Source organism: Actinosynnema sp. NPDC050801, assembly GCF_040673975.1.
Taxonomy (GTDB): Bacteria; Actinomycetota; Actinomycetes; order Mycobacteriales; family Pseudonocardiaceae; genus Actinosynnema.
The window spans coordinates 300,732-322,020 of sequence record NZ_JBFAQZ010000001.1; the positions used below are offsets into that span (position 1 = coordinate 300,732).

At 70.7% G+C, this 21,289-nt stretch carries 23 protein-coding genes and 1 pseudogene; 15 read left to right on the plus strand and 9 right to left on the minus strand.

Going from position 1 to position 21,289, the window contains the following annotated elements:
* The first annotated feature begins 99 nt into the window (after positions 1 to 99).
* Positions 100 to 1,359 (plus strand): histidine kinase, encoded by a 1,260-nt coding sequence (locus AB0K14_RS01450; protein WP_360448397.1) that lies wholly within the window; start codon positions 100 to 102, stop codon positions 1,357 to 1,359.
* A 36-nt stretch (positions 1,360 to 1,395) separates the two neighbouring features.
* Here AB0K14_RS01450 and AB0K14_RS01455 read toward each other — a convergent pair whose 3' ends face one another.
* Positions 1,396 to 1,563, minus strand: a complete 168-nt coding sequence (locus tag AB0K14_RS01455; protein ID WP_360448394.1) for a hypothetical protein — start codon at positions 1,561 to 1,563, stop codon at positions 1,396 to 1,398.
* Positions 1,564 to 1,635: 72 nt separating this feature from the next.
* Here AB0K14_RS01455 and AB0K14_RS01460 point away from each other — a divergent pair, with 72 nt between their 5' ends.
* The 8 genes from AB0K14_RS01460 to AB0K14_RS01495 all read left to right on the plus strand — a co-directional run bounded on the left by AB0K14_RS01460 (position 1,636) and on the right by AB0K14_RS01495 (position 9,362).
* On the plus strand, positions 1,636 to 2,502 hold the full coding sequence (locus AB0K14_RS01460) for a S49 family peptidase (RefSeq protein ID WP_360448392.1): 867 nt from the start codon (positions 1,636 to 1,638) through the stop codon (positions 2,500 to 2,502).
* Positions 2,503 to 2,563: 61 nt separating this feature from the next.
* Positions 2,564 to 3,424 (plus strand): LytTR family DNA-binding domain-containing protein, encoded by an 861-nt coding sequence (locus AB0K14_RS01465; RefSeq protein WP_360448390.1) that lies wholly within the window; start codon positions 2,564 to 2,566, stop codon positions 3,422 to 3,424.
* Positions 3,421 to 3,861, plus strand: a complete 441-nt coding sequence (locus AB0K14_RS01470; RefSeq protein WP_360448387.1) for a hypothetical protein — start codon at positions 3,421 to 3,423, stop codon at positions 3,859 to 3,861. The genes AB0K14_RS01465 and AB0K14_RS01470 overlap by 4 nt, the downstream gene beginning before the upstream one ends.
* On the plus strand, positions 3,858 to 5,660 hold the full coding sequence (locus tag AB0K14_RS01475; RefSeq protein WP_360448385.1) for a cation acetate symporter: 1,803 nt from the start codon (positions 3,858 to 3,860) through the stop codon (positions 5,658 to 5,660). The genes AB0K14_RS01470 and AB0K14_RS01475 overlap by 4 nt, the downstream gene beginning before the upstream one ends.
* A 421-nt stretch (positions 5,661 to 6,081) precedes the next feature.
* Positions 6,082 to 6,429 (plus strand): DUF485 domain-containing protein, encoded by a 348-nt coding sequence (locus AB0K14_RS01480; protein ID WP_360448383.1) that lies wholly within the window; start codon positions 6,082 to 6,084, stop codon positions 6,427 to 6,429.
* Complete coding sequence (locus tag AB0K14_RS01485) at positions 6,426 to 8,012, plus strand: cation acetate symporter (RefSeq protein WP_360448381.1); 1,587 nt, start codon at positions 6,426 to 6,428, stop codon at positions 8,010 to 8,012. The genes AB0K14_RS01480 and AB0K14_RS01485 overlap by 4 nt, the downstream gene beginning before the upstream one ends.
* A gap of 104 nt (positions 8,013 to 8,116) precedes the next feature.
* Positions 8,117 to 8,455 carry a rhodanese-like domain-containing protein gene (locus AB0K14_RS01490; protein WP_360448378.1) on the plus strand — a complete coding sequence of 113 codons (339 nt, stop codon included), beginning with the start codon at positions 8,117 to 8,119 and terminating at the stop codon, positions 8,453 to 8,455.
* Between the two features lies 1 nt (position 8,456).
* Positions 8,457 to 9,362: a DUF4328 domain-containing protein gene (locus AB0K14_RS01495; RefSeq protein WP_360448376.1), complete on the plus strand. Its 906-nt coding sequence runs from the start codon at positions 8,457 to 8,459 to the stop codon at positions 9,360 to 9,362.
* Between the two features lie 396 nt (positions 9,363 to 9,758).
* Here the strand turns inward: AB0K14_RS01495 and AB0K14_RS01500 are convergent, their stop codons facing one another.
* Complete coding sequence (locus AB0K14_RS01500; protein WP_360448373.1) at positions 9,759 to 10,529, minus strand: NAD(P)H-binding protein; 771 nt, start codon at positions 10,527 to 10,529, stop codon at positions 9,759 to 9,761.
* A 65-nt stretch (positions 10,530 to 10,594) separates the two neighbouring features.
* Between AB0K14_RS01500 and sigJ the strand changes: the two genes are divergently transcribed.
* Positions 10,595 to 11,536, plus strand: coding sequence for an RNA polymerase sigma factor SigJ (gene sigJ, locus AB0K14_RS01505; protein ID WP_360448371.1), 942 nt, complete (start codon positions 10,595 to 10,597; stop codon positions 11,534 to 11,536).
* A 30-nt stretch (positions 11,537 to 11,566) separates the two neighbouring features.
* Here the strand turns inward: sigJ and AB0K14_RS01510 are convergent.
* A pseudogene (locus tag AB0K14_RS01510) lies at positions 11,567 to 11,935 on the minus strand (GNAT family N-acetyltransferase); the annotation flags it as partial.
* Positions 11,932 to 12,177 carry a hypothetical protein gene (locus tag AB0K14_RS01515; protein WP_360448369.1) on the minus strand — a complete coding sequence of 82 codons (246 nt, stop codon included), beginning with the start codon at positions 12,175 to 12,177 and terminating at the stop codon, positions 11,932 to 11,934. The pseudogene AB0K14_RS01510 and the gene AB0K14_RS01515, both read right to left, overlap by 4 nt.
* 91 nt (positions 12,178 to 12,268) lie before the next feature.
* Between AB0K14_RS01515 and AB0K14_RS01520 the strand changes: the two genes are divergently transcribed.
* Together AB0K14_RS01520 and AB0K14_RS01525 are read left to right on the plus strand one after the other, a co-directional pair.
* On the plus strand, positions 12,269 to 13,090 hold the full coding sequence (locus AB0K14_RS01520; protein WP_360448367.1) for a helix-turn-helix transcriptional regulator: 822 nt from the start codon (positions 12,269 to 12,271) through the stop codon (positions 13,088 to 13,090).
* A gap of 40 nt (positions 13,091 to 13,130) precedes the next feature.
* Complete coding sequence (locus AB0K14_RS01525) at positions 13,131 to 13,313, plus strand: DUF397 domain-containing protein (RefSeq protein ID WP_364337417.1); 183 nt, start codon at positions 13,131 to 13,133, stop codon at positions 13,311 to 13,313.
* Here AB0K14_RS01525 and AB0K14_RS01530 read toward each other — a convergent pair whose 3' ends face one another.
* From AB0K14_RS01530 to AB0K14_RS01540, 3 genes are read right to left on the minus strand one after another with little or no spacing between them, the layout of a single operon-like run.
* A complete protein-coding gene (locus AB0K14_RS01530) occupies positions 13,314 to 15,446 on the minus strand; it encodes a tetratricopeptide repeat protein (protein WP_360448362.1) in 2,133 nt (710 codons plus the stop codon). It lies immediately after the preceding gene.
* Complete coding sequence (locus tag AB0K14_RS01535) at positions 15,427 to 16,023, minus strand: DUF6879 family protein (protein WP_360448359.1); 597 nt, start codon at positions 16,021 to 16,023, stop codon at positions 15,427 to 15,429. The genes AB0K14_RS01530 and AB0K14_RS01535 overlap by 20 nt, the downstream gene beginning before the upstream one ends.
* Positions 16,010 to 16,207, minus strand: coding sequence for a hypothetical protein (locus AB0K14_RS01540; protein ID WP_360448357.1), 198 nt, complete (start codon positions 16,205 to 16,207; stop codon positions 16,010 to 16,012). The genes AB0K14_RS01535 and AB0K14_RS01540 overlap by 14 nt, the downstream gene beginning before the upstream one ends.
* Before the next feature lie 303 nt (positions 16,208 to 16,510).
* Between AB0K14_RS01540 and AB0K14_RS01545 the strand changes: the two genes are divergently transcribed.
* Positions 16,511 to 17,533 carry a glycerophosphodiester phosphodiesterase gene (locus AB0K14_RS01545; protein ID WP_360448355.1) on the plus strand — a complete coding sequence of 341 codons (1,023 nt, stop codon included), beginning with the start codon at positions 16,511 to 16,513 and terminating at the stop codon, positions 17,531 to 17,533.
* On the opposite strand, the gene AB0K14_RS01550 is transcribed toward AB0K14_RS01545, so the two are convergent.
* Both AB0K14_RS01550 and AB0K14_RS01555 read right to left on the minus strand, forming a co-directional pair.
* Positions 17,523 to 18,194, minus strand: coding sequence for a hypothetical protein (locus tag AB0K14_RS01550; protein ID WP_360448353.1), 672 nt, complete (start codon positions 18,192 to 18,194; stop codon positions 17,523 to 17,525). The genes AB0K14_RS01545 and AB0K14_RS01550 overlap by 11 nt on opposite strands.
* Before the next feature lie 41 nt (positions 18,195 to 18,235).
* A complete protein-coding gene (locus AB0K14_RS01555) occupies positions 18,236 to 19,492 on the minus strand; it encodes a cytochrome P450 (protein ID WP_360448351.1) in 1,257 nt (418 codons plus the stop codon).
* A gap of 92 nt (positions 19,493 to 19,584) precedes the next feature.
* On the opposite strand from AB0K14_RS01555, the gene AB0K14_RS01560 reads away from it, so the two are divergent.
* A complete protein-coding gene (locus AB0K14_RS01560; protein ID WP_360448349.1) occupies positions 19,585 to 20,292 on the plus strand; it encodes a glycerophosphodiester phosphodiesterase family protein in 708 nt (235 codons plus the stop codon).
* 15 nt (positions 20,293 to 20,307) lie between these two features.
* Positions 20,308 to 21,255 carry a DUF5926 family protein gene (locus AB0K14_RS01565; RefSeq protein ID WP_360448347.1) on the plus strand — a complete coding sequence of 316 codons (948 nt, stop codon included), beginning with the start codon at positions 20,308 to 20,310 and terminating at the stop codon, positions 21,253 to 21,255.
* The last annotated feature ends 34 nt before the right edge of the window (positions 21,256 to 21,289 follow it).

The following is a 21,289-nucleotide window of genomic DNA, read 5'->3' on the forward strand; positions in this document are numbered from 1 at the left end:
CCGATCGAGTAAGCGCTGTGCCACGGTTGCCGCCAATTCATCGGATGAACGCGTCTTGGCCCGGCGATCCCCTTGCCTATACCGCCCCCACGGAACAGCATGGACGCCGTGCGGGACCTCCTGACCGAGCGCGCTGTGCTCGGACTCATCGCGACCTTGGCCGTGCTCGGCTTGTTCGTGATGCTGTGCCGCGCCCGCCGCGTCAGCACCTCGGTCGAGGACGCCGTGATGGACATGCTGCACCGCATGTCCAAGGCGTCGGCCGACCTGCGCGAGGGCTTGACCGAGGAAGCGGCGAACAAGGCGACGCCCCACCTGCGGGAGATGTTGCGGTGCGTCGCGGTCGGCATCACCGACCACGAGGGCACGCTGCTGTCGTGGGACGGCGGTGCCAACGACCACTACGAGTTCCTGCGCACCTACATCGAGCGCGCGATCGGCGAGGGCCACAAGGAGCACGTCGAGCACCGCAAGCTGGAGTGCGAGCTGCCCGGTCCGTGCTCGCTGCACAGCGCGGTGATCGTGCCGCTGGTGGTGGAGAACGACGTCGCCGGCACGTTGATCGTGGTCAGCGGGGTGGCGAACAAGCGGCAGATCCGGATGGCCGAGGAGACCGCGCGGTTCGTCTCCACGCAGCTGGAGCTGGAGGTGCTGCAGAAGTCGCGGCAGGCGTTGGCGCAGGCCGAGGTCAAGGCGCTGAGGGCGCAGATCTCGCCGCACTTCGTCTACAACGCGCTGAACACGATCTCCTCGCTGATCCGCACCGACCCGGCGCACGCGCGGGAGCTGCTGCAGGAGTTCGCCGAGTTCACCCGCTACTCGTTCCGCACCGAGGGCTTCTTCACCACGCTGGCCGACGAGCTGACCAACATCCACCGCTACCTGACCATCGAGCAGGCGCGGTACGGGCCGAGGCTGAACGTGCGGTTGAAGATCGCGCCCGAGGTGTTGCAGGTCGTGCTGCCGTTCCTGGTGCTCCAGCCGCTGGTGGAGAACGCGGTGCGGCACGGCCTGGCGCGCAAGCCCGGCGGCGGGCTGTTGACGATCATCGCCGAGGACAACGGCGCGGAAGCGCTGATCTCGGTCGAGGACGACGGCGTCGGCATGGACCCGGACCGCCTGTTCGAGGACTTGAAGGACGCCCACCAGACCGGTGCGCACGTCGGCCTCGGCAACATCAACCACCGGATGCGGGCGGTGTTCGGCGACGACTACGCGCTGGTCGTGGAGACCGCGCCGGACGCCGGCATGAAGATCATCCTGAAGATCCCCAAGTACAGCCGGGGCGTGCAGACGAACCTGCCGCTGATGCCGCCGCGGCTGGAGGACACCACGGAACAACCCGTCGTCCGCGCCTGATCCGCCCGACGTCTGCGGCGTGGGCCCGCGAACCGGTCAGGCGGCGGCGATCGCCAGGACCGTGACCATCATGACCGCGCACACGCCCCACGAGATCCACATCCAGTAGACGTGCATGGCGGTCGGGCCGTCGGCGTTCTTGCGCCCGCGGTCGTCCCACCACTCGACGTAGCGTTCGAGCCACCGGATCGGGTTGAACGTCACCGGTCGATGCTAGCCCCGCCGACCGTGCTTCCCACCCACACCGGACCGGCGGCCACACGTAAGGTCGACGGCATGAGCGTGACGGACAAGATCGCGGCCCGGCTGCCCCGGATCGTCAGCGAGCGGACCGAGCGCGGACCCGTGGTGGCCGCCGTCCGCCTGCACGGCGTCATCACGCCGACGCCGACGCCGATGGCCCGCAACACCATCAACATGCAGACCGTGGAGAGCGCGCTGACCCGCGCGTTCGAGCACGACCGGCTGGTCGCGGTCGCCCTGCTGATCAACTCGCCCGGCGGCGCGCCCACGCAGTCCGCGCTGGTCGCGGAGCGCATCCGGGAGCTGGCCGCGAAGAAGAAGGTCCCCGTCCTGGCGTTCTGCGAGGACCTGGCGGCCTCCGGCGGTTACTGGCTGGCCTGCGCGGGCGACGAGGTCTACGCGCACGGCACGTCCCTGGTGGGCTCGATCGGCGTGGTCAGCGCCGGGTTCGGCCTCAACGGCCTGATCGAGCGCTACGGCGTCGAGCGGCGGGTGCACACGGCGGGTGAGGCCAAGGTGCGCCTGGACCCGTTCAGCCCGGAGAAGCCCGAGGACGTCGAGTGGCTCAAGGGCCTCCAGGCGCAGCTGCACGAGCAGTTCGTCGACTGGGTCAAGGAGCGCCGCGGCGCGAAGCTGACGGCCTCCGACGACGAGCTGTTCAACGGCGAGGTGTGGACCGGGGCGAAGGCGGTCGAGCTGGGGCTGGTCGACGGCGTCGGCACGTTGCGCGGCGTGGTGGCCAAGCGCTACCCGGACGCCGACATCGCGATCGCCGAGCCGCGCCGACCGCTGCTGGCCCGCCTCGGGCTGGCCGGCGCCACCACTCGATCGGGCGACTTCCTGGTGGAGGGGTTGGCGGCCCTGGAAGAGCGGGCGCGCTGGTCGCGATTCGGCTTGTGAGGTCACGGCCTCGCGGCCGTCCGGCAACCGGCGTAGACAGCGACCCCACCGGGTCGGCAAGATGCGCGGCACAGTGAGCACCCCAGTGAACAATCGCACGGACAGCACCGGCCTCCTCGTCCTGGCGGTGGACGACGAGGCACCCGGTCTGAGCGAGATCAAGTACCTGCTCGAGAGCAGCCCGCACATCCGACGCGTGCTCACGGCCTTCGACGCGGCCGAGGCACTGCGCATCCTCCGGGGTGACTACGACGTCGAGGTGATGGACCGCACGAAGGCAGGGCTACCGCCGGTCGACGCCGTGTTCGCCGACATCAACATGCCCGGCCTGAGCGGCACGGACCTGGCGCGCGTGCTCGGCGCGTTCCGCGCGCCGCCGGCGTTGGTGTTCGTCACGGGGGTCGAGCACTCGGAGGCCGTGGTGGCGTTCGAGGTGGGCGCGTTGGACTTCGTGACCAAGCCGATCAACTCCGACCGGATCAACAAGGCGATCTCGCGGGTCGTCGAACGGGTCGCCTCGACACCGGCGGTCACACCCGAGGCCACCGCGGCGGAACCGCAGGACGACGAGGTGATCCCGGTCGAGCTGGGTGGCACGATCAAGCTCGTGCCCCGGGCCACCGTCCGCTACGTCGAAGCGCAGGGCGACTACGCGCGCCTGCACACCAGCGACGGCGCGAGCCACCTGGTGCGCATCCCGTTGGCGCAGCTGGAGGAGCGCTGGGAGAACGCCGGGTTCGTGCGCATCCACCGCTCCTTCCTGGTGGCGCTGCCGCTGGTGACCGAGCTGCGGATGACGTCGAACGGGTACGCGGTGGTGATCGGTTCGGGTGAGGGCGCGAAGGAGCTGCCGGTGAGCCGGCGGCACACGCGTGAGCTGAAGGAGCGGATCGTGCGTCCCCCCAAGAGCAGTTGGGGATGACCAAGCACTCCGGCCCCCCAGGCCAACCGGACCAGCCGCAGCCGGCCGAACGCGATGCCTGGCTGTCGGTCTCGGCGCGCAAGAACCGCCGCCGGCGGGTGGTGCTGGCGGACCCGCGCGGGCGTGGGCGGGTGCTGCGCACGATCATCGAGCTGGAGGAGCAGACCAGCGTCGGCGAGAAGCTGATCCGCGACCTGATCCGGACCCAGCTGCGCACCGGCCTGGTGCTGGGCGGCGGCACGTTGCTGCTGCTGGCGTTGCTGCCGCTGGTGTTCTACCTGCTGCCGTGGTTGGCGGAGGTGCAGCTGGTGGGTGTGCGGCTGCCGTGGCTGCTGCTGGGCCTGCTGCCGTTCCCGCTCTGCTACGGCGTGGGCTACGCCTACCGAAGACTCGCCGAGAGGCATGAGCACGACTTCGTGAGCTCGGTGGACCGGTGATCGACAACCCCTGGAGCCTCGTGCTCGTCGGCGTGATGGCGGCGCTGACGTTCCTGTTGGGCTACGTGGGTTCCCGCCGGGCGAACACGACACCGGACTTCCTGGTCGCCCGCCGCGCGGTCCCGGCCACCCGCAACGCCGCCGCGATCTCCGGCGAGTACCTGTCCGCCGCGTCGTTCCTGGGCGTGGCTGGGCTCGTGCTCAAGGACGGCATCGACGCGCTGTGGTACCCGATCGGCTTCACCGCGGGGTACCTGGCGATGATGCTGTTCGTGGCGGCGCCGCTGCGGCGGTCCGGCGCGTACACGTTGCCGGACTTCGCCGAGGCCCGGCTGGGCCCGTCGAACCTGCGGAAGTTCTGCACGTTCTTCGTGATCTGCATCGGCGTGCTGTACCTGGTGCCGCAGCTGCAGTCGGCCGGGCTGACGCTGAACACGATCACCGGCCTGCCCACGTGGCTGGGCGGCGCGGTGGTGACGGGGATCGTGGTGGTGAACGTCCTGGGCGGCGGGATGCGCGCGATCACGCTGGTGCAGGCGTTCCAGTACTGGGGCAAGCTGTTCGCGATCGCCGCGCCGACGTTCGTGCTGTTCGCGGTGTTCCTGACCGGGCCGGGCAACGGGGCGCAGCCGGTCGACGCCTCGGGCGTGCTGCGGTTCCCGGAGAACGCCGAGGTGACCACGGTCGACCCGGTGCGGGTGCGCGTCGACGTGGCGATCGACCTGTCCGCGACCGGGCAGGTGAACGGGGGGCCCGTGGACGGCCCGGTGTACTGGACGCCCGGCCTGCACGAGGTGGGCGCGGACACCGAGCTGCGGTTCACCGCGGGGTCGCCGGTACCGGTGGTCGAGGGTTCGCCGACGTCCAACCACGACTGGCTGCGGCCCCAGACCGAGGGCCTGTCGGGGCTGTTCGAGACGTACTCGCTGATCTTCGCGACGTTCCTGGGCACGATGGGGCTGCCGCACGTGCTGGTGCGGTTCTACACCAACCCGGACGGGCGGGCGGCGCGGCGCACGGCCCTGCACGTGCTGTACCTGCTGGGGTTGTTCTACCTCTTCCCGACCGTGCTCGGCGTGATCTCGCGCCAGTACCTGCCGCAGTTGCTGGTGACGGGCAAGACGGACGCGGCGGTCCTGCTGCTGCCGACCACCATGCAGCCGAACGTGCTGGGCCAGGTGCTGGGCGCGATCGTGGCGGCGGGCGCGTTCGCGGCGTTCCTGTCCACGTCGTCGGGGCTGCTGGTGTCGGTGGCCGGGGTGGTGTCGACCGACATCCTGCCGGGCAAGGTGCGCGACTTCCGGTGGGCGACGGTGCTGACCGGCGCGGTGGCGATCGGGTTGGCGCTGCTGCTGCCGCGGGCGGACGCGTCGTTGACGGTGGCGATGTCGTTCGCGTTGGCGGCGTCGACGTTCTGCCCGTTGTTGCTGTTGGGCATCTGGTGGCGCGGGTTGACGTGGGTCGGCGCGATGGCCGGGCTGGTCGTGGGCGGCGGGCTGGTGATCGGCGCCCAGGTGGTGATGGTGGTGAGCTCGTACACCGGGCGGTGGGCGCCGTCGGTGTTGTCGCAGCCGGCGCTGGTGACGGTGCCGGTGGCGTTCCTGACCATGGTGATGATCAGCAAGCTGACCTCGCGCCGCAGACCCGACGACGTGAACCAGATCCTGCTGCGGCTGCACGCGCCGGACCCGCTGGGGTTCATGCGCGACCGGGACGTGCAGCGGTTCGGCACGGCCGAGGAGAAGGCCCGGGTGGCGGACCGCAAGTACCGCGACGGCGACTCGACCCCGTCGACCTGAACCCGCGGCTCGGCGGCGGACCGGTGCGGCTCGGCGGTGGGCTGTGAAATGGCTCACGCCGATGTTTGGGCACCGGGAGGTGGGCTACGCCCTCTTGAGAGTCCTGTCGACGCACGTCACCCTGGTGATGACCTGCGCGGTACCCGTTCAGTCCTGCGCGATGGTTGCCGAGAGTGGAGATAGGTCTCGATCGGGTGAAGATAACGACACCGATCTGGTTACCGGTGATTTCAATCACCCGAGTGGCACTTCGTCTCAGCAGCACTACCGCTCATCGCATCACTCGACAGTTGAGCGCACGGTCACACGAAAGGTCTTTCAGGCGTGAGCCAGGTCTCCCTACGGTGCACGGCGTATCAGGAACGCACCAGGAGGACTTACGTGCCGTTCACACCGTCGTCAAGTACGCGAGGAGGGGACCGTGAGCACCTCTGAGCAGCACACCCCCGACGCCCAGGGCAGCCACAACTGGGTTGATGTGCAGAACAGCCCCGACTTCCGTGAGCTACGCCGGCGGCTGCGCAGTTTCGTCTTCCCCATGGCCGGTCTCTTCCTGGCCTGGTACCTGCTGTACGTCCTGCTCGCCGACTACGCCCACGGGTTCATGTCGACGAAGGTCATCGGCAACATCAACGTCGGCCTGATCCTCGGGCTGCTGCAGTTCGTGTCGACGTTCGTCATCACGACGCTCTACGTGCGGCACGCGAACAAGAACCTCGACCCCATGGCGGAGAAGCTCCGCAACGAGCTCGAAGGGGGTCAAGCGTGAACGGCAACGCCCTGCTCAACATCGGTATCTTCGGCATCTTCGTCGCGGCAACCCTGGTCGTCGTCATCCGGGCCAGCCGCAACACCAAGACGGCCGCTGACTACCTCGCCGCGGGCCGTTCGTTCACGGGCCCCCAGAACGGCGTCGCGATCGCGGGTGACTACCTGTCCGCCGCGTCGTTCCTCGGCATCGCGGGCGCCATCGCGCTCAACGGCTACGACGGCTTCCTGTACTCCATCGGCTTCCTGGTGGCATGGCTCATCGCGTTGCTGCTGGTCGCGGAGCTGCTGCGCAACACCGGCAAGTACACGATGGGCGACGTGCTGAGCTTCCGCATGCGCCAGCGCCCCGTGCGCGCGGCGGCGGCGACGTCGACCATGGCCGTGTCGTTCTTCTACCTGCTGGCGCAGATGGCGGGCGCGGGCGGCCTGGTCGCCCTGCTGCTCAACATCACCGGCAAGGTCGGCCAGGCGATCGTGATCGCGATCGTGGGCGCTCTGATGATCGCCTACGTGCTCATCGGCGGCATGAAGGGCACCACCTGGGTGCAGATCATCAAGGCGGTGCTGCTGATCATCGGCGCCGGCGTGATGACGGTGTGGGTGCTGGCCAAGTTCGGCCTGAACCTGTCCGCCCTGCTCGGCTCGGCCGTGGAGAACGCGCCGAAGGCGGGCGAGAAGCTGCTCGGCCCCGGCCTGCAGTACGGCGCGACCGGCACGTCGAAGCTGGACTTCCTGTCGCTGGCGCTCGCGCTGGTGCTGGGCACGGCCGGCCTGCCGCACATCCTGATGCGCTTCTACACCGTGCCGACCGCCAAGGAGGCCCGCCGCTCGGTGGTCTGGGCGATCTGGCTGATCGGCCTGTTCTACCTGTTCACGCTGGTCCTGGGCTACGGCGCGGCGGCGTTGGTGGGTCCGGACAAGATCAGGGCGGCACCCGGTGGGGCGAACTCGGCGGCTCCGCTGCTCGCCGAGGCGCTCGGCGGACCGCTGCTGCTGGGCCTGATCGCCGCGGTCGCGTTCGCCACGATCCTCGCGGTCGTGGCCGGTCTGACGATCACCGCTTCGGCGTCGTTCGCGCACGACATCTACGCCAACATCATCAAGAAGGGTGAGGCGGAGGACAAGGACGCCGAGGTCAAGGTCGCGCGGCGCACCGCCATCGTGATCGGCGTCGTGTCGATCCTCGGCGGCATCGCGGCCAACGGCCAGAACATCGCGTTCCTGGTGGCCCTCGCGTTCGCGGTGGCGGCGTCGGCGAACCTGCCGACCATCCTGTACTCGCTGTTCTGGAAGCGGTTCAACACCTCCGGCGCGCTGTGGAGCATCTACGGCGGTCTCGCCGTCACGATCACGCTGATCGTGCTGTCGCCCGCGGTGTCCGGCAAGCCGACGTCGATGTTCAAGAACGTCGACTTCGCGTTGTTCCCGCTGTCCAACCCGGGCATCGTGTCGATCCCGGTGGCGTTCATCCTCGGCTACCTCGGCACCGTGCTGTCGAAGGAAGACGACAAGGAGAAGTACGCGGAGATGGAGGTGCGCGCCCTCACCGGCGTCGGCGCCGAGAAGGCGACCGCTCACTAGTCGCCGTTCCTCCGCTGGGGACCACGCCGGCCATCATCCTTTCGGGGAAGGTGGCCGGCGTGCTCCTTATCCCCGGTTCATGACCCCCATGGCAGCATGGACCCGTGACCGTTCCCAGCGTTGAAGTGTCCGAGGTGCCGGCGGAACTGCCGGAGGGCAAGGTGCTGCTCGACGTCCGCGAGGCCGACGAGTGGGCGGCGGGTCATGCCCCGGGCGCTGTGCACATCCCGATGAGCGAGCTGGCGGGCAGGCTCGACGACCTGCCCGGCGACTCCGAGTTCTACGTCGTGTGCCGGGCCGGCGGCCGGTCCGCGCGGGTCACGCAGTACCTCAACGCCAACGGCTGGGAAGCGACCAACGTCGACGGCGGCATGCAGGTGTGGGCCGCGTCCGGTCGTCCGCTGGTCGGTGAGGTCGACGGCGCGGAGCCCGAGGTCATCTGACATGGCACTGCGACCGCTGCGCGTGGACTGGGTGGCGAACCCGCCACCCGGCGCCTACCCGCACCGTCGCCAGGGTGCGCCGCGCCGGGGCTACACCGGCCCGCCGTCGTACCCGGTGCCACCGCGCTGGGGCTTCCCGCTGCTGGCGTGGCGCTGGCCCACGTCCGTGGCCACCGACGACCACCGGCCCGCCGACACGGTCGACCAGGTGCAGCGGGCGGCGCGGACCGCGTCCCACGCCCTGGGGCTGGCCGCGTTGACGGCGGTGTGGGCGGCGGGCAGCGAGACGTGGCGTTACGTGTTGCTGCTGCTCAGCCGGTACGGCGCGATGTCGGGGACCACGGTCGGCGTGTCGGACGCGATGGTCGTGGCGTCGTCGGTGGTGATGTTCGTGGCGTCCGCGGTCGCCGTGGTGTTCACCCTGCTGTGGCTGCGCCGGGCCCGGAACGCGGCCGCGCGCGAGGCGGGCTACGGCCCGTCGAGGTCGGACAACGAGGTGGTGATCGGCCTCGTCGTGCCCGGCGTGAACCTGGTCGTGCCCGGCTCGGTGCTGGCCGAACTGGAGCACGCGGCCCTCCGCGAACCAGCCACCAGCCGCCCGAACCCCTCCACCCTGATCCGGTGGTGGTGGGGCCTGTGGGCGTTCACGTGCCTGTTCACCGCGTTCACCCTGGCCTGGGGCTTCCGCTCCAGCACCCAGGCCCTGGCGGACGGCGTGCTGTTCCACGCCATCACCGACCTCCTGGGCGCCGCCGCGGCGACCGTGACGGCGCTCGTGGTCCGCCACATCACGGTTCTCCTGCTGCCGGTGGACGCGGCCGCCATCCGCCGGATGCGGGTGGTGGACGTCAAGGACGCCCCGGCCCCCACCCTGCGCCCAACCCGCGCCTCCGGCTCCCCCCGCTGACCCCCGCGCCACCTCTTCGCCCACCGACCCGCCTGCCTGCGCTGACCCGCCTGCCCGCGCTGCCTGCCTGCCTGCGCTGCCGCTGACCTGCGCCTGCCCGCCTGCCCGCCTGCCCCCGCTGCCGCTGGCCTGCGCTTGCCCGCGCTGCCTCCGCGCCGCCACTTACCTGCCCGCCGCGTCGGCTGCCCCGCCCTCCGCGCCTCGGCCGTGGAAGAGCCGCTCTGCCCGTCTCGGCCGCGGCCCCCTCCGAGCCGCAGCCCGAGCCCGCCCTGCCGATCCCGCCGCGCGAGCCCGCGCCGTCGATCCGGTCCCGCCGGTCCCGCCGCGCGAGCCCGGGCCGCCGATTCCACCCCTGCCGTGGCTGGTCGCGCTGGTCGTGGCTGGTCGCGCAGGTCGTCACCGGTCGGTCAGCACCCGTTCGGCGAGGAAGTCCTCCCAGGTCCGACGGCCGAGCGTGGCGCCCTCGCGCGACAGGTTCTCGCCCGCGCGGTAGGCCCGTCCCGCCTGACCCGGCATCCGCACCGGCAGCGTGACCCGGCGCTTGCCCCGCACCCCCAGGTACCCGCGCACCAGCTCGCCCATCCCGTACACCTTCGGGCCGGCCAGGTCCGGCACCCGGCCCGCCGGAGAGCCGACCACGAGCTCCACCAGGCGCTCGGCCACGTCACGCGCGTCGACCGGCTCGAAGCGCAACCCGCCGGGGATCGGGACGACCGGCAGCTTCGCCATCTTCGCCACCACCGTCAGCGCCAAGTCGTGGAACTGCGCGGCCCGCAGCGTCGTCCACGGCAGACCCGACTCGGCCACCGCCCGTTCCGCCCCGAGCTTCGCCCTGAACCACCCCAGTGGGACGCGGTCGGCGCCGATCGCCGAGATGTAGACGATATTCCGTACACCGTCGACCTTCGCCGCCGCACGCACCAGCCGAGCGGTCGCCTCCGCGTCACCCTTCGAGCCGCCGGCCAGGTGGAGCACGACCTCCGCGCCGTCCACCGCGGCCTCGACGCCCGCACCCGTGAGCAGGTCGCCGGTCACGTGCTCGACCCCGTCCGCCGGCCCGCCACCCCGGCGGCTGAGCACCCGGATCGTGAAACCGGCGTCCGACAGCAGCGGCACCACGAGCCGGCCCAAGGTGCCGGTACCGCCGGTGACCAGGATGGATGTCATCGTTCCTCCGAACGTGTCGTGTGGGTCTACCGCTACGACCCGCGGCGGAGAAGGGATGTGACACGGTGGACGACCGCGATCTGCCGACCGAGCGCTTCGAGGAGCACCGGCCCCGCCTGCGCGCGGTGGCCTACCGGATGCTCGGCTCGGTGGCGGAGGCCGACGACGCCGTGCAGGAGACCTGGCTCCGGTTCCACCGCGCCGACACCGACGAGGTCGAGAACCCGGCCGCGTGGCTGACCACCGTCGTCGCCCGCGTCTGCCTGAACGTCCTGCGCTCACGCGAGCACCGCCGCGAGGACCCGTTCGACGTCCACGTGCCCGACCCGGTCGTCAGCCACGACGACGGCACCGACCCCGAGCACGAAGCGGTGCTGGCCGACTCGGTCGGCCTCGCGCTGATGGTCGTCCTCGACACCCTCACGCCCGCCGAACGCCTCGCCTTCGTGCTGCACGACATGTTCGCCGTCCCGTTCGACGAGATCGCCGCGCTGATCGAGAAGTCCGCCGCCGCGACCAGGCAACTCGCCAGCCGCGCCCGCCGCCGCGTACGAGGTCAGGCTCCGACCCCGGACCCCGACCCGACCCGTCAGCGCGACGTCGTCAACGCCTTCTTCGCCGCCGCCCGCGACGGTGACCTGGACGCGCTGGTCGCAGTCCTCGACCCGGACGTCGTCCTCCGCTCGGACGCCGGCGCGGGTTCACGCCTCACCGCCACCTTCACCGGCGCGCGCACCGTGGCCGGCCAGGCGGTCACCTTCGGCCGACTGTCCCCGTTCGCTCGCCCGGCCCTGGTCAACGGCGTGGCCGGGGTCGTCGTCGTGGTCAACGGGCGGCCGCTGTCGGTCATGGCGTTCACCGTCACGGGCGGGCGGATCGTCGCCATCGACGTCCTGGCCGATCCCGAACGCCTGACCCGCCTCGCGGACGTACAGCGCGAACGGCTCGCCGTGGTGCAGGAAGTCGTGGCTGTAGGCGAACCCGAGACGTTCCATGACCGCCCGTGAACGGTGGTTGTGGGTCTCGGTGAAGGACACGACTTCCGCCGCCGCCAGCTCGGTGAACGCCACGGTCAGCGCCGCCCGACCGATCTCGGTGGCGTACCCCTGACCCCAGAACCGCCGCCGGACCGCCCACCCGACCTCCAACCGCCGCACCCCGTCGACCTCGGCGTGCGAGAGGCCACCCCGGCCGATCAGCTCGCCGGACTCGCAGTGGTGCGCCAGCCACTTGTGGACGCCCTCGGTCCGCCACGCGTCACCCATGTGCACGGCGGCGTTGAGGGCGTCCTCCTCGGTCCACGGGCCGTACCACTCGGCTATGCCCGGGTCCTGGTGGAGGGCGTGCAGTTCTCCGGCGTGCTCCGGCCCGATCGGCGTCAGGCGCAGACGCGGTGTGGTGTTCATGCGAGTCGGTCCTCGTGCTCCGGTTCCTCGTACTCCCAGGCCAGCGCGAGGGGAATGCGCCTGCCGTAGCGCTTGAGGGCTGATTCGGCGGACGCGTGCCGGCCGATGAACGTGCGGCCGGTGTCGGGATCGCGCCGGTAGACGATCGCGTCCGTCGTCTCGTCCTCGATGATCTCCATGCCCCACGCGAAGATCCGGTTGCGGTCGGTCGCGTCCACGAGGCTGAAAAGGTTCGCTTCCACGGGGCCGACTGTGCGGCCGGGAGATCCGCCCGATGCGGTGAAGCGCGACGGGAATCCCGCATGCGCGCGTCCCGCCGGATCATGCTGCCCTGTGCCCACCCCGCCACCGTTCCGCCGCCGTCGGCTGGGTCGCAAGCTCGCCCGGATGCGGACCCAGGCCAAGATGACCCTCGACGAGGCAGCGAGGGCCCTGTACCGCACCAAGTCCACCCTCCACAGGCTGGAGAAGGGCGAGACCATCCTCGACGTCCACCTCGCCAAGTCGATGATGGACCTCTACGACCAGTACGACCCCGAACTCCTCGACCAGGCACTACGCGCCCGCGAGCCCGGCTGGTGGACCACCTACGGCATCGAGAACCAGGGCTACATCGACGTCGAGACCGAAGCCGCGCACGTCTCCGAACTGGCGTTGCTGGTGATCCCGGGCCTGCTGCAAACGGTCGGGTACATGCGCGCGTTGTTCGAGGCCCACCGCCTGCCGCGCACCAGACGGTGGCTGGAGAACGACATCCGAGTCCGCCAGATCCGCCAGGAGCGACTGACCGGTCCGAACCCCCTGCGGCTGCACGCGATCATCGACGAAGCCGCGCTGCGCAAGGAGGTCGGCGGTGCGGATGTCATGCGTGAGCAGCGGCGACACCTGCTCGACATGGCGGAACGGCCCAACGTGACCATCCGGGTGCTCGGCAACGAAAGGGGCGCGCACGCCGGCATGGTCGGCGGCTTCTCCCTGCTCGGGTTCGAGGACGACGAGTCGCCGGTCCTCTTCATCGAGCACATGGCGGGCGCGGTGCACATCGAGGATGAGCAGGGGCTCCGGGAAGCTAAACTCATGTTCGAGTACCTGACTTCCCAAGCGTCGAGCCCGGCTGAGTCGATCGCCCTGGTCCAGCGGGTTCTGGCGGAGTGAAAGAGGCGATGCTGTGTCCACTGTGGACTTTTCGGGTGCCGTGTGGCGGAAGAGCAGCCGTAGTGGGGGCGCCAGCAACACCAACTGCGTGGAGGTGGCGTTCGCGGGACCGGCGGTCGCCGTCCGGGACTCGAAGAACCCTGACGCCGCAACGCTCGCGTTCCCCGCTGTTCAGTGGTCGTCGTTCCTGCGCGCCATCGACTCACGGCGGGTCACCGCCTGATCAGCGGGTGCCCAGACGGGCGCGTGCCACCTCGACCTCCGGCGCGCCGATGCGCTCCAGCACCACCAGGGCTTCGGACCAGTGCCGGCGGGCGTCCGCCGCGTCGCCCAGCGCCGCCAGCACATCTCCGAGGTTGAGCAGGCTCAACGCCTCCTTGTGCGGGTGGTCGAACCGGCGGAACATGGCCAGCGCCTCTCGGTGGCGAGCAAGCGCTTCTCCGTGCTCGCCCGCCGCCATATGTGAAAGTCCCAGGGAGTTGAGCGCCAACCCGACGGACAACCGGTCGTCGGTCTCCCGGAACACCGCCGAAGCCTGTCGCCCGTAGTCGATCGCCTCGCCGAACCTGCCCATGGCGCGGAGGCAGTCGCCGAGGCTGAGCAGGCACATCCCCTCGCCGCGCCGCGCACCGGCCTCTCGCAGCCTGGCCAGCGCACGTCGGTAGTGCTCGGCGGCGAGCTCGAACCGCCCCGCCTTCTCCTCCACCAGTCCGATCCCGCGCGTCGCGAAACCCTCGGTGCGGCCGTTGCCGATCCGCCCTGCCAGGTCGGCCGCTTCGCGGTAGTGCTCCAACGCCTGATCCGACTCGCCCAGGATGTGGTGGGCGTCCCCGAGTCCGACGAGGTTGGCCACGGTCGACGGGGCCAAGCCGATCTCCTTCGCCGAGCGGAGACCCGTGGCGTAGACGTCGCGGTAGTCCGACCAGTAGGCGCGAACCTCGAAGAAGCCCGCCATCGCCTTCGGCATGGTGGCGGCGATGTCGTGGTGTCCCAGGGCGGATGCCTGGGCGAGGGCGTCGAGCAGGTTGAACCGCTCCGCTTCGAACCACCGCAGCGCGGCGTCGACGTCGGTGAACACGAGCGGGGTGACCTCGTCGACCGAGTCGGCGGTCCCGATCTCGAGGATCAGGTCCGGGAGGAACGCCCGGCGAGCGTTCGCGGCCGACAAGAGGTACCAGCGCAGGCTCCGGCGGACGGTGTGACGCCGTGCGTCCTCGGTCTCGTCCGCCACCGCGCGGTCCGCGGCGTAGGTGCGCAGGAGGTCATGTAACCGCCAGCGGTCGGTGGCCGTCTGCTGGAGGAGGTTCGCGGTGGTCAACAAGCCCAGCAGGCGACGCACGGGGACCGGGTCGGAACCGGTCAGGGCTGCTGCGGCAGCCGTGCCGAAGTCGGCTCCGGCGTGCAGGCTGAGCAGCCGGAACAGCCGTGCCGCGTCGGGCGGTAGGCGGTGGTACGACCACGAGAAGACCGTTCGCACGTCGGCGAGTTCGTCGTCCGACGCGAGGGCGTCCAGCCTGCGGTACTCGTCTGCCAGCTCATCGGCGAGTTCGTCGAGGGTCAGGTACTCCTGCTCCACCAGGCGTTCGGCGACGATGCGCAGCGCAAGCGGCAGGTGGCTGCACCACCGGGCGATCCGTCCGGCTGCCTCGGGTTCGGCGTCGACCCGATCGGCGTCGACCAGGCGGCGCAGCATCTCCAACGACTCGGCGGGCGTCAACACGTCCAACACGACCGGTTCAGCTCCCTCCACGGCGATGAGACTGGACAGCCGGCTGCGACTCGTGATGACCGTCATGCAGGTCGGCGAGGCGGGCAGCAGAGGTCGGGTCTGCGCGGCGCTGACCGCGTTGTCGATCAGGATCAGCATCCGCTTGCCGTCGAGCAGGGAGCGGTAGAGGGCCGCAGCGGATTCCAGGTCCGCCGGCACGCGCTCAGCCGGCACGCCCAACGCGTGCAAGAAGAACCCGATGCCCTGCAACGCGGTCAACGGCGGACCGGCGCCGTAACCTCGCAGGTTCAGGTAGAGGTCGCCGTCCGGGAAACGGTGACGGACGCGGTGTGCCCAGTGCAGCGCCAACGACGTCTTGCCGATCCCCGGCGCACCGGCCACCGCGGTCAGTACCACCGTCTCCGGGGCCTCGGTCGGTCGATCGGTCACGAGGGCGTCGAGCGAGGCGAGCTGGGCCTCCCGGTTGACGAACTTCACCGGGGCCATCGGCAACTGCCGCAGCGAGGCCGGACCGCTGCCACCGACCCCGTGGACGGTGATGTCACCGTGGACGGTCCCGGCCTGCACCACGGCGGCCACCGGCCCGGTGACCGCGTTGCTCGTTGGTTCAGGTCGCTGTTCGGCCATCTTCGCCGGTCCCGACGAGGCCGCCGCTCCCTCGTCGCCGGTATCGGTGGAATGGCGTGCTGTGCGCCAACGCCAATTCCTTGTAGTGCACGTAGTCGGCGGGATCGGAATCGGTGAGCAGCTCACGGCCGATCTGCAGGCCGTCCTGGTAGTGCATGAGCACGACCACTTGATCGTCGAAAAGCCAGAAGTCCTGTGCCGGCAGTTCCCGGACCACATCGTCGTCCTGGTCAAGGACGCGGATGTCCTCGCCGGCTGCGGAGTTCCCCGGATAACCCCATTCGAACTGGCTGCGCTGGTAATCGGTCAGGGGTCGGGCCACGACCCGGACGCGCTGTACCGTTCTGTCGGAACGCCGGTAGGAGCGCAGGCGCTCGTGCCAGGCCGAGTTGAACCCGCTGGGCATCGGCAGGCCGGACCGGAAGCGCTCCAGCAACCCGTCCTCGCCGGCGACCCGGTACTCGGGCAGCGTCTCCAGCCGGAACGCCGATGTCGTGAACTCGCGCCACACACGCGCCCAATCGTCGCCCGCCAGCCAGTTCTCGTCCGAGCGCAGGTGGGGTTCACCCGGCCGCACGAGCGGCCTCCCGCAACAGGTCGACCGAGATCTCGACCAAAGCCTCGCCCGGCGACAACCGGACCCGGCCGGGATCGGTCACGATGACGCCTTGGACTGCGATGGTGCCGCGATCGGTGGCGTACACGGTGGGGCAATCGTCATTCTGGCAATCGCCCGCCAGTCGTATCATTTCCATCTTCAACCCCCTGGGATCGCTTGCAAGTCACACGGTACCGGTGCCTATAGCGAGGTCACAGCGCTGAACAGGTACTCTGCGGCGATTTGCCGCAAAATTGGGGAGATCCTTATTCCGGTCGAGTGACGAATTATTCCTGAAAGTGTATTCGGCTACGCTGGGTGTTGCCTTGGGTGGAAAAATGCCAAGTGGTGAGGACTGGAACGGCGCGCGTTCATGCTTTCCGGTGAACCGCGGCACGGTGGATGTTCACCGTCCTGACGCTCGCGCTTTGCCTTACCCGTGACGTCCACGTGCAACCGTGGCCTCATGCGGGCACTTGCGGCGGCACTGGTCCTGACCCTGCTGACCTCCGGCGTGGCGAGCGCGGGCGGCGACGGCGGCGGGAAGTTCGACCTCCAGGCGCACCGGGGCGGCATCGGGCTGACGGTCGAGAGCACGTTGGCGGCGTTCGGCAAGGCGCTTGAACTGGGCGTCACGACCCTCGAACTGGACGTCCAGATCACCAAGGACGGCCGTGAGGTCGTCACCCACGACCGCAGGACGAACCCCGCGAAGTGCGTCGACACCGCGCCCGCCGTCCCCGGCGACCCGGCCTTCCCGTACGCGGGCAAGTACGTGAAGGACCTGACGTTCGCGCAGGTCCGCACCCTGGACTGCGGTTCGCGCCGCTGGTCGCAGTACCCGGACCAGGAGCTGTCGCCGGGCGCGAGGATGCCGACGCTGGCCGAGGTCTTCGCCCTGGCCCGCCGCCACCGCGCGTTCGGCGTCAAGTTCAACATCGAGACCAAGGTCGAGGCCGCCGCACCGCACGAGACCGCGCCGCGCGAGCAGTTCGTCGAGGTCACCGCCCGCGAGATCCGCAAGTCCGGCTTCCACCGCAACGTCACCGTCCAGTCGTTCGACTGGGCCACGTTGATGCTGTGGCGCGAGGCCGAACCGCGCCTACCGCTGGTCGCCCTGACCCAGCCCGAGTTCCTGCGCCCCGGCTCGCCGTGGACGGGTGGCCTGGACCTGGCCGACTTCGGCGGCAGCGTGGTCAAGGCGGTGAAGAGCTTCGGCGCGTCCGCCCTCTCCCCGGTCCACGGCAACCCGCAGAACGGGAGGGTCGGCGACCCGGACTACGTCCCGTTCACGACGAAAGCCCTGGTGGACGAGGCGCACGCGCACGGCCTGAAGGTCGTCCCGTGGACGGTCAACGACCCGGCCACCATGCACAAGCTGATCGACGACGGCGTGGACGGCATCATCACCGACTACCCGGACCGGCTGCGCACCGTGATGGCCGAACGCGGGTTCAAGCTGCCGAAGAAGTACCCGCTCAAGCGCTAACCGCCCAACGGCGCTGGTGGAAGATCGGGTCGCGGCCGTAGACGTCGAGCGCCACGTCGGGCTCGGTGAACACGGTCCGCAAGCCGGTCAGGTGCGCGTGCCCGTGCCGGTGGACGTCCCGGTCCGCGGCCACGAGCTCGCCCGCCTCGGTGAACAGGTCGCCGAGCCGGTGCAGCGAGCGGCCCGTGCTGGAGACGACCAGGGCGGACGCGTGCTCGGCGAGCGTGATCCGGTGCGACCCGGTCCACTCCCACGGGCGCCACACCTCGTCGGTGCGCGCCGGGGGCGTCGTGAACCGGCCGGGTCGCGCCGTCGACCGCCGCAGCGCCCGCCGCACCGCGGGCCAGTCCGACGGCCGCAGCCCGACGTCACGGCGCACCACCAGCAGGTCGACGGGCCGGGCGTGACCCATCCGCCACAGCTCCTCGGGCGGCACGTTGTCCCGCGCCGGGACGAACAGCGCGCTGTGCCGACTGGTCGCCGCCAACCGCACCAGCGCGCCCAACCGCAGCAGGTCGGCCCGTGACCCGGTGACCGTCGCCACGCCGACGACCGGCTCGGGAGGTCGCAGCCAGAGGTTCCGCAGCCGTGCGGCGGGAACGAGGACGCGGTGCAGCGGCGCGTGTCGCACCACGGGGTGCGCGATCACCGACAACCGCATCGGCCCAGCGTGGCGGCTGCCGTGACGCGCCGTCCACCGCTTTACCCGGTGACGGTGCCACCGGGACGACTGGCCGTGAGCGGCAGGTCGTGGAGGCCGCGGATGACGAACTCGGCGCGGCGGCGGGGGTCGGCGGCCAGTTCGGCGTCGGGCAGCTTGCGGGCCAGGGAGGACAGGGCGGCCTGGACCTCGATGCGGGCCAGCGGTGCGCCCAGGCAGTAGTGGATGCCCATGCCGAACCCGAGGTGCGGGTTGGGGTTGCGGCCGACGTCGAGGGTGTCCGGGTCGGTGAAGACCCCGGGGTCACGGGCCGCCGCACCCAGCAGCGCGGCGATCTTCCGACCCGGCTCGACCTGGTAGCCGGCGATGGTGACGGGCTCGGTGGCGGTGCGTTCGAACAGCTGCAACGGCGAGTCGTAGCGGATCAGCTCTTCCACCGCGGTCGGCAGCAGGGCGGGGTCGTCCACCAGCCGGCGCCACTCGTCCGGGTGTTTCATCAGCGCTTGGACGCCGTTGCCGATGACGTTGACGGTGGCCTCGTGGCCCGCCATGAGCAGCAGCACGGCGGTCGCCACCAGCTCGTCCTCGGTCAGCTTCGCGCCGTCGGTGTCGGTCACCGCCACCAGGTCGGACACCAGGTCGTCACCGGGCGACCGCCGCCGCAGCGCGATCAGCTCCCGCAGGTAGGCGACGAACTCGGTGGCCGCGTCCTCGGCCGCCGCGCGCTTGTCCTCGGCCAGGCCGAACTCGTACATCTTCACGATGGCGTTCGACCACGGCTGGAGCAGCGCGCGGTCCCGCGCGGGCACGCCCAGCAGCTCGGCGATCACCTCGACCGGCAGCGGCGCGGCCACGTGGGCCAGCAGGTCGGCCTGTCCCTCGGACCGGATCTCGGCCACCAGCCCGTCCACCAACCGGTCGGCGAGGTCGGTGATCCACGGCCGCAACCGCTCCACGTGACCGCGGCCGAACGCGGCGGCCACCAGCCTGCGCAGCCGGCTGTGCGTGGGCGGCTCGTTCTCCAGCAGTGAGTTGCGGTGCAGCAGGTTGAACGACGCGAACTGCTCGACCGGCTTGGCGTCGGTCCAGATCCGACCCAGCGACCGGTGCCTGAGCACGGCGGACGCCGCCGCGTGCGACACCGCCACCGCGACGCCCAGCCCTTCGTGCCAGTGCACGTCACCCTCCGCGCGCATCGCGGCGAACGCGGGGTACGGGTCCGCGATGAAAGCCAGGTCGTGCTGGTCGAAGGACGCCACGGTGACGGACGGTAGGTCTTGAGCGGGGCTCGCGTCCATCCGAGTGTGGTTGCTGTTTCAAATATTCAGGGAGCTGTGACGTGAGGTAGTCGGGTTGACCCGGTCCGCGTCCCACCAGCAGCATCGCTGGTGTGTCACCTGAAGTCGTCGCCCACCGCGGCGCGTCCACCCGCCGCCCCGAGCACACCCTCGCCGCCTACGAGCTGGCCCTGCGGCAGGGCGCCGACGGGTTGGAGTGCGACGTGCGGCTCACCGCGGACGGGCACCTCGTCTGCCTGCACGACCGCAGGATCGACCGCACCAGCGGCGGGGAAGGCCTGGTCAGCGCGATGACGTTGGCCGAGCTCCGCCGGCACGACTTCGGCAGCTGGCACGGCGGCGAGCCCGCCGGGGTGCTGACCCTGGACGCGCTGCTCGGGCTCGCCGCCGACCACGGCACGCGGCTGTTCATCGAGACCAAGCACCCCGTCCGGTACGGGGCCCGGGTGGAGCGCAGGCTCGCCGAGGAGCTGGACGGGCACCGGCTCGACGTGGTGATGATGTCGTTCTCCGTGTTCGCCGTGCACCGGTTCAAGAAGCTCAGGCCCGAGGTGCCGACGGTCCTGCTCTACGACCGGTTGTGGCCCAGGACCAAGCCCCGCTTCGCCGACTTCGCCGGCCCCGGAGTTCACCTGCTCAGGCGTCACCCGGACCGGGGAGCGGGCGTCTACGCCTGGACCGCGGACGATCCGGCCGACATCGACCTGTGCCGTGAGCGCGGCGTCCGGTTCCTCGCCACCAACAACCCGGAGGAGACGCGCCGGCACCTTGCGGATAACTTGACGCCCGACCAGCCCTGAGACCGAGGAGGCGCGGTGGCGAAGCGGACAGCCGTGAAGAACAAGCCGGCGGACGGCGTCAACCCGCGGCAGCCGTGCCCGTGCGGCTCCGGCAAGCGCTACAAGGCGTGCCACGGCGCGGCCGGCGGCGGGGCGGACCTGATCGTCTCCCGCCCGTTCGAGGGCCTGGCGGCCGAGGCCGAGCTGATCGCGCTGCGCGAGTTCGTGCCGTCGGCGACGGTGAAGCTGCCGCTCAAGGACGACTCGGGCCGCGAGGTCGTGCTGGCCACCGTGCTGCCGATGGCCGCGGCGGGCCTGGTCCGCGCGGACGGCACCGCGTTCGTCGGCCTCCAGGTGCAGACCCGTTCCGGCGACCTCAGCCGCGACCTGGCCCGTGCCGTGCAGTGGGCGTCGACCGCGAAGACCGGTGACGCGCTGTCCGTCGTCGGGCCGGACGACGGTGCGAACCCCGGCCGGTTGCAGGACCTGCTGGACACCGGGGCCACGTTGAGCCCCGAGCTGCACGCCGACTTCGCGTGGTGGCTGCCGCCGGACAACGAGCCCGCCGGCGAGGTCGCCCTCTCCCTGGAGCGCGCCAACTCCGCGATCCTGCCCACCGAGCGCCTCGACGCGCCCGGCGTCGAGGCCGCCTACTGGGTCGACGCGGGCGACAAGGCGCACCTGCGCTGGGTGCGGCCGGAGCCGGAGGAGTCGTTGCTCGCGGCGCTGGCCCGGCTGTCCGTGCGCGGCGAGCTGGACCTGGGCGAGGGCTCCCGGTACGCGGGCTCGTTCCGCGCGCACGGCCTGCTCGTCCCGGTGTGGGACCTGGACCGCGAGCTGCACTCCAGCGAGTGGGCACCGGGCGCGGAAGCCCTGGGCAAGCGTTTGCAGGACGCCCTGACCAGCATCGACGCCGACCCGCTCACCGACGCCGAGCGGCGTGCGCGCGACGGTCTGCGCGGACGGCAGATCACCCTGCGCTGAACCTGTCCACAGGTATCCCCAGCTTTGTCCACAG

Coding starts and splice junctions, on each gene's coding strand:
- AB0K14_RS01550 (WP_360448353.1), bottom strand. CDS start 18,194: ATGCGGTTGTCGGTGATCGCGCACCCCGTGGTGCGACACGCGCCGCTG.
- AB0K14_RS01470 (WP_360448387.1), top strand. CDS start 3,421: ATGACCAAGCACTCCGGCCCCCCAGGCCAACCGGACCAGCCGCAGCCG.
- AB0K14_RS01530 (WP_360448362.1), bottom strand. CDS start 15,446: ATGGCCGAACAGCGACCTGAACCAACGAGCAACGCGGTCACCGGGCCG.
- AB0K14_RS01465 (WP_360448390.1), top strand. CDS start 2,564: ATGCGCGGCACAGTGAGCACCCCAGTGAACAATCGCACGGACAGCACC.
- AB0K14_RS01460 (WP_360448392.1), top strand. CDS start 1,636: ATGAGCGTGACGGACAAGATCGCGGCCCGGCTGCCCCGGATCGTCAGC.
- AB0K14_RS01500 (WP_360448373.1), bottom strand. CDS start 10,529: ATGACATCCATCCTGGTCACCGGCGGTACCGGCACCTTGGGCCGGCTC.
- AB0K14_RS01545 (WP_360448355.1), top strand. CDS start 16,511: ATGCGGGCACTTGCGGCGGCACTGGTCCTGACCCTGCTGACCTCCGGC.
- AB0K14_RS01495 (WP_360448376.1), top strand. CDS start 8,457: ATGGCACTGCGACCGCTGCGCGTGGACTGGGTGGCGAACCCGCCACCC.
- AB0K14_RS01450 (WP_360448397.1), top strand. CDS start 100: ATGGACGCCGTGCGGGACCTCCTGACCGAGCGCGCTGTGCTCGGACTC.
- AB0K14_RS01555 (WP_360448351.1), bottom strand. CDS start 19,492: ATGGACGCGAGCCCCGCTCAAGACCTACCGTCCGTCACCGTGGCGTCC.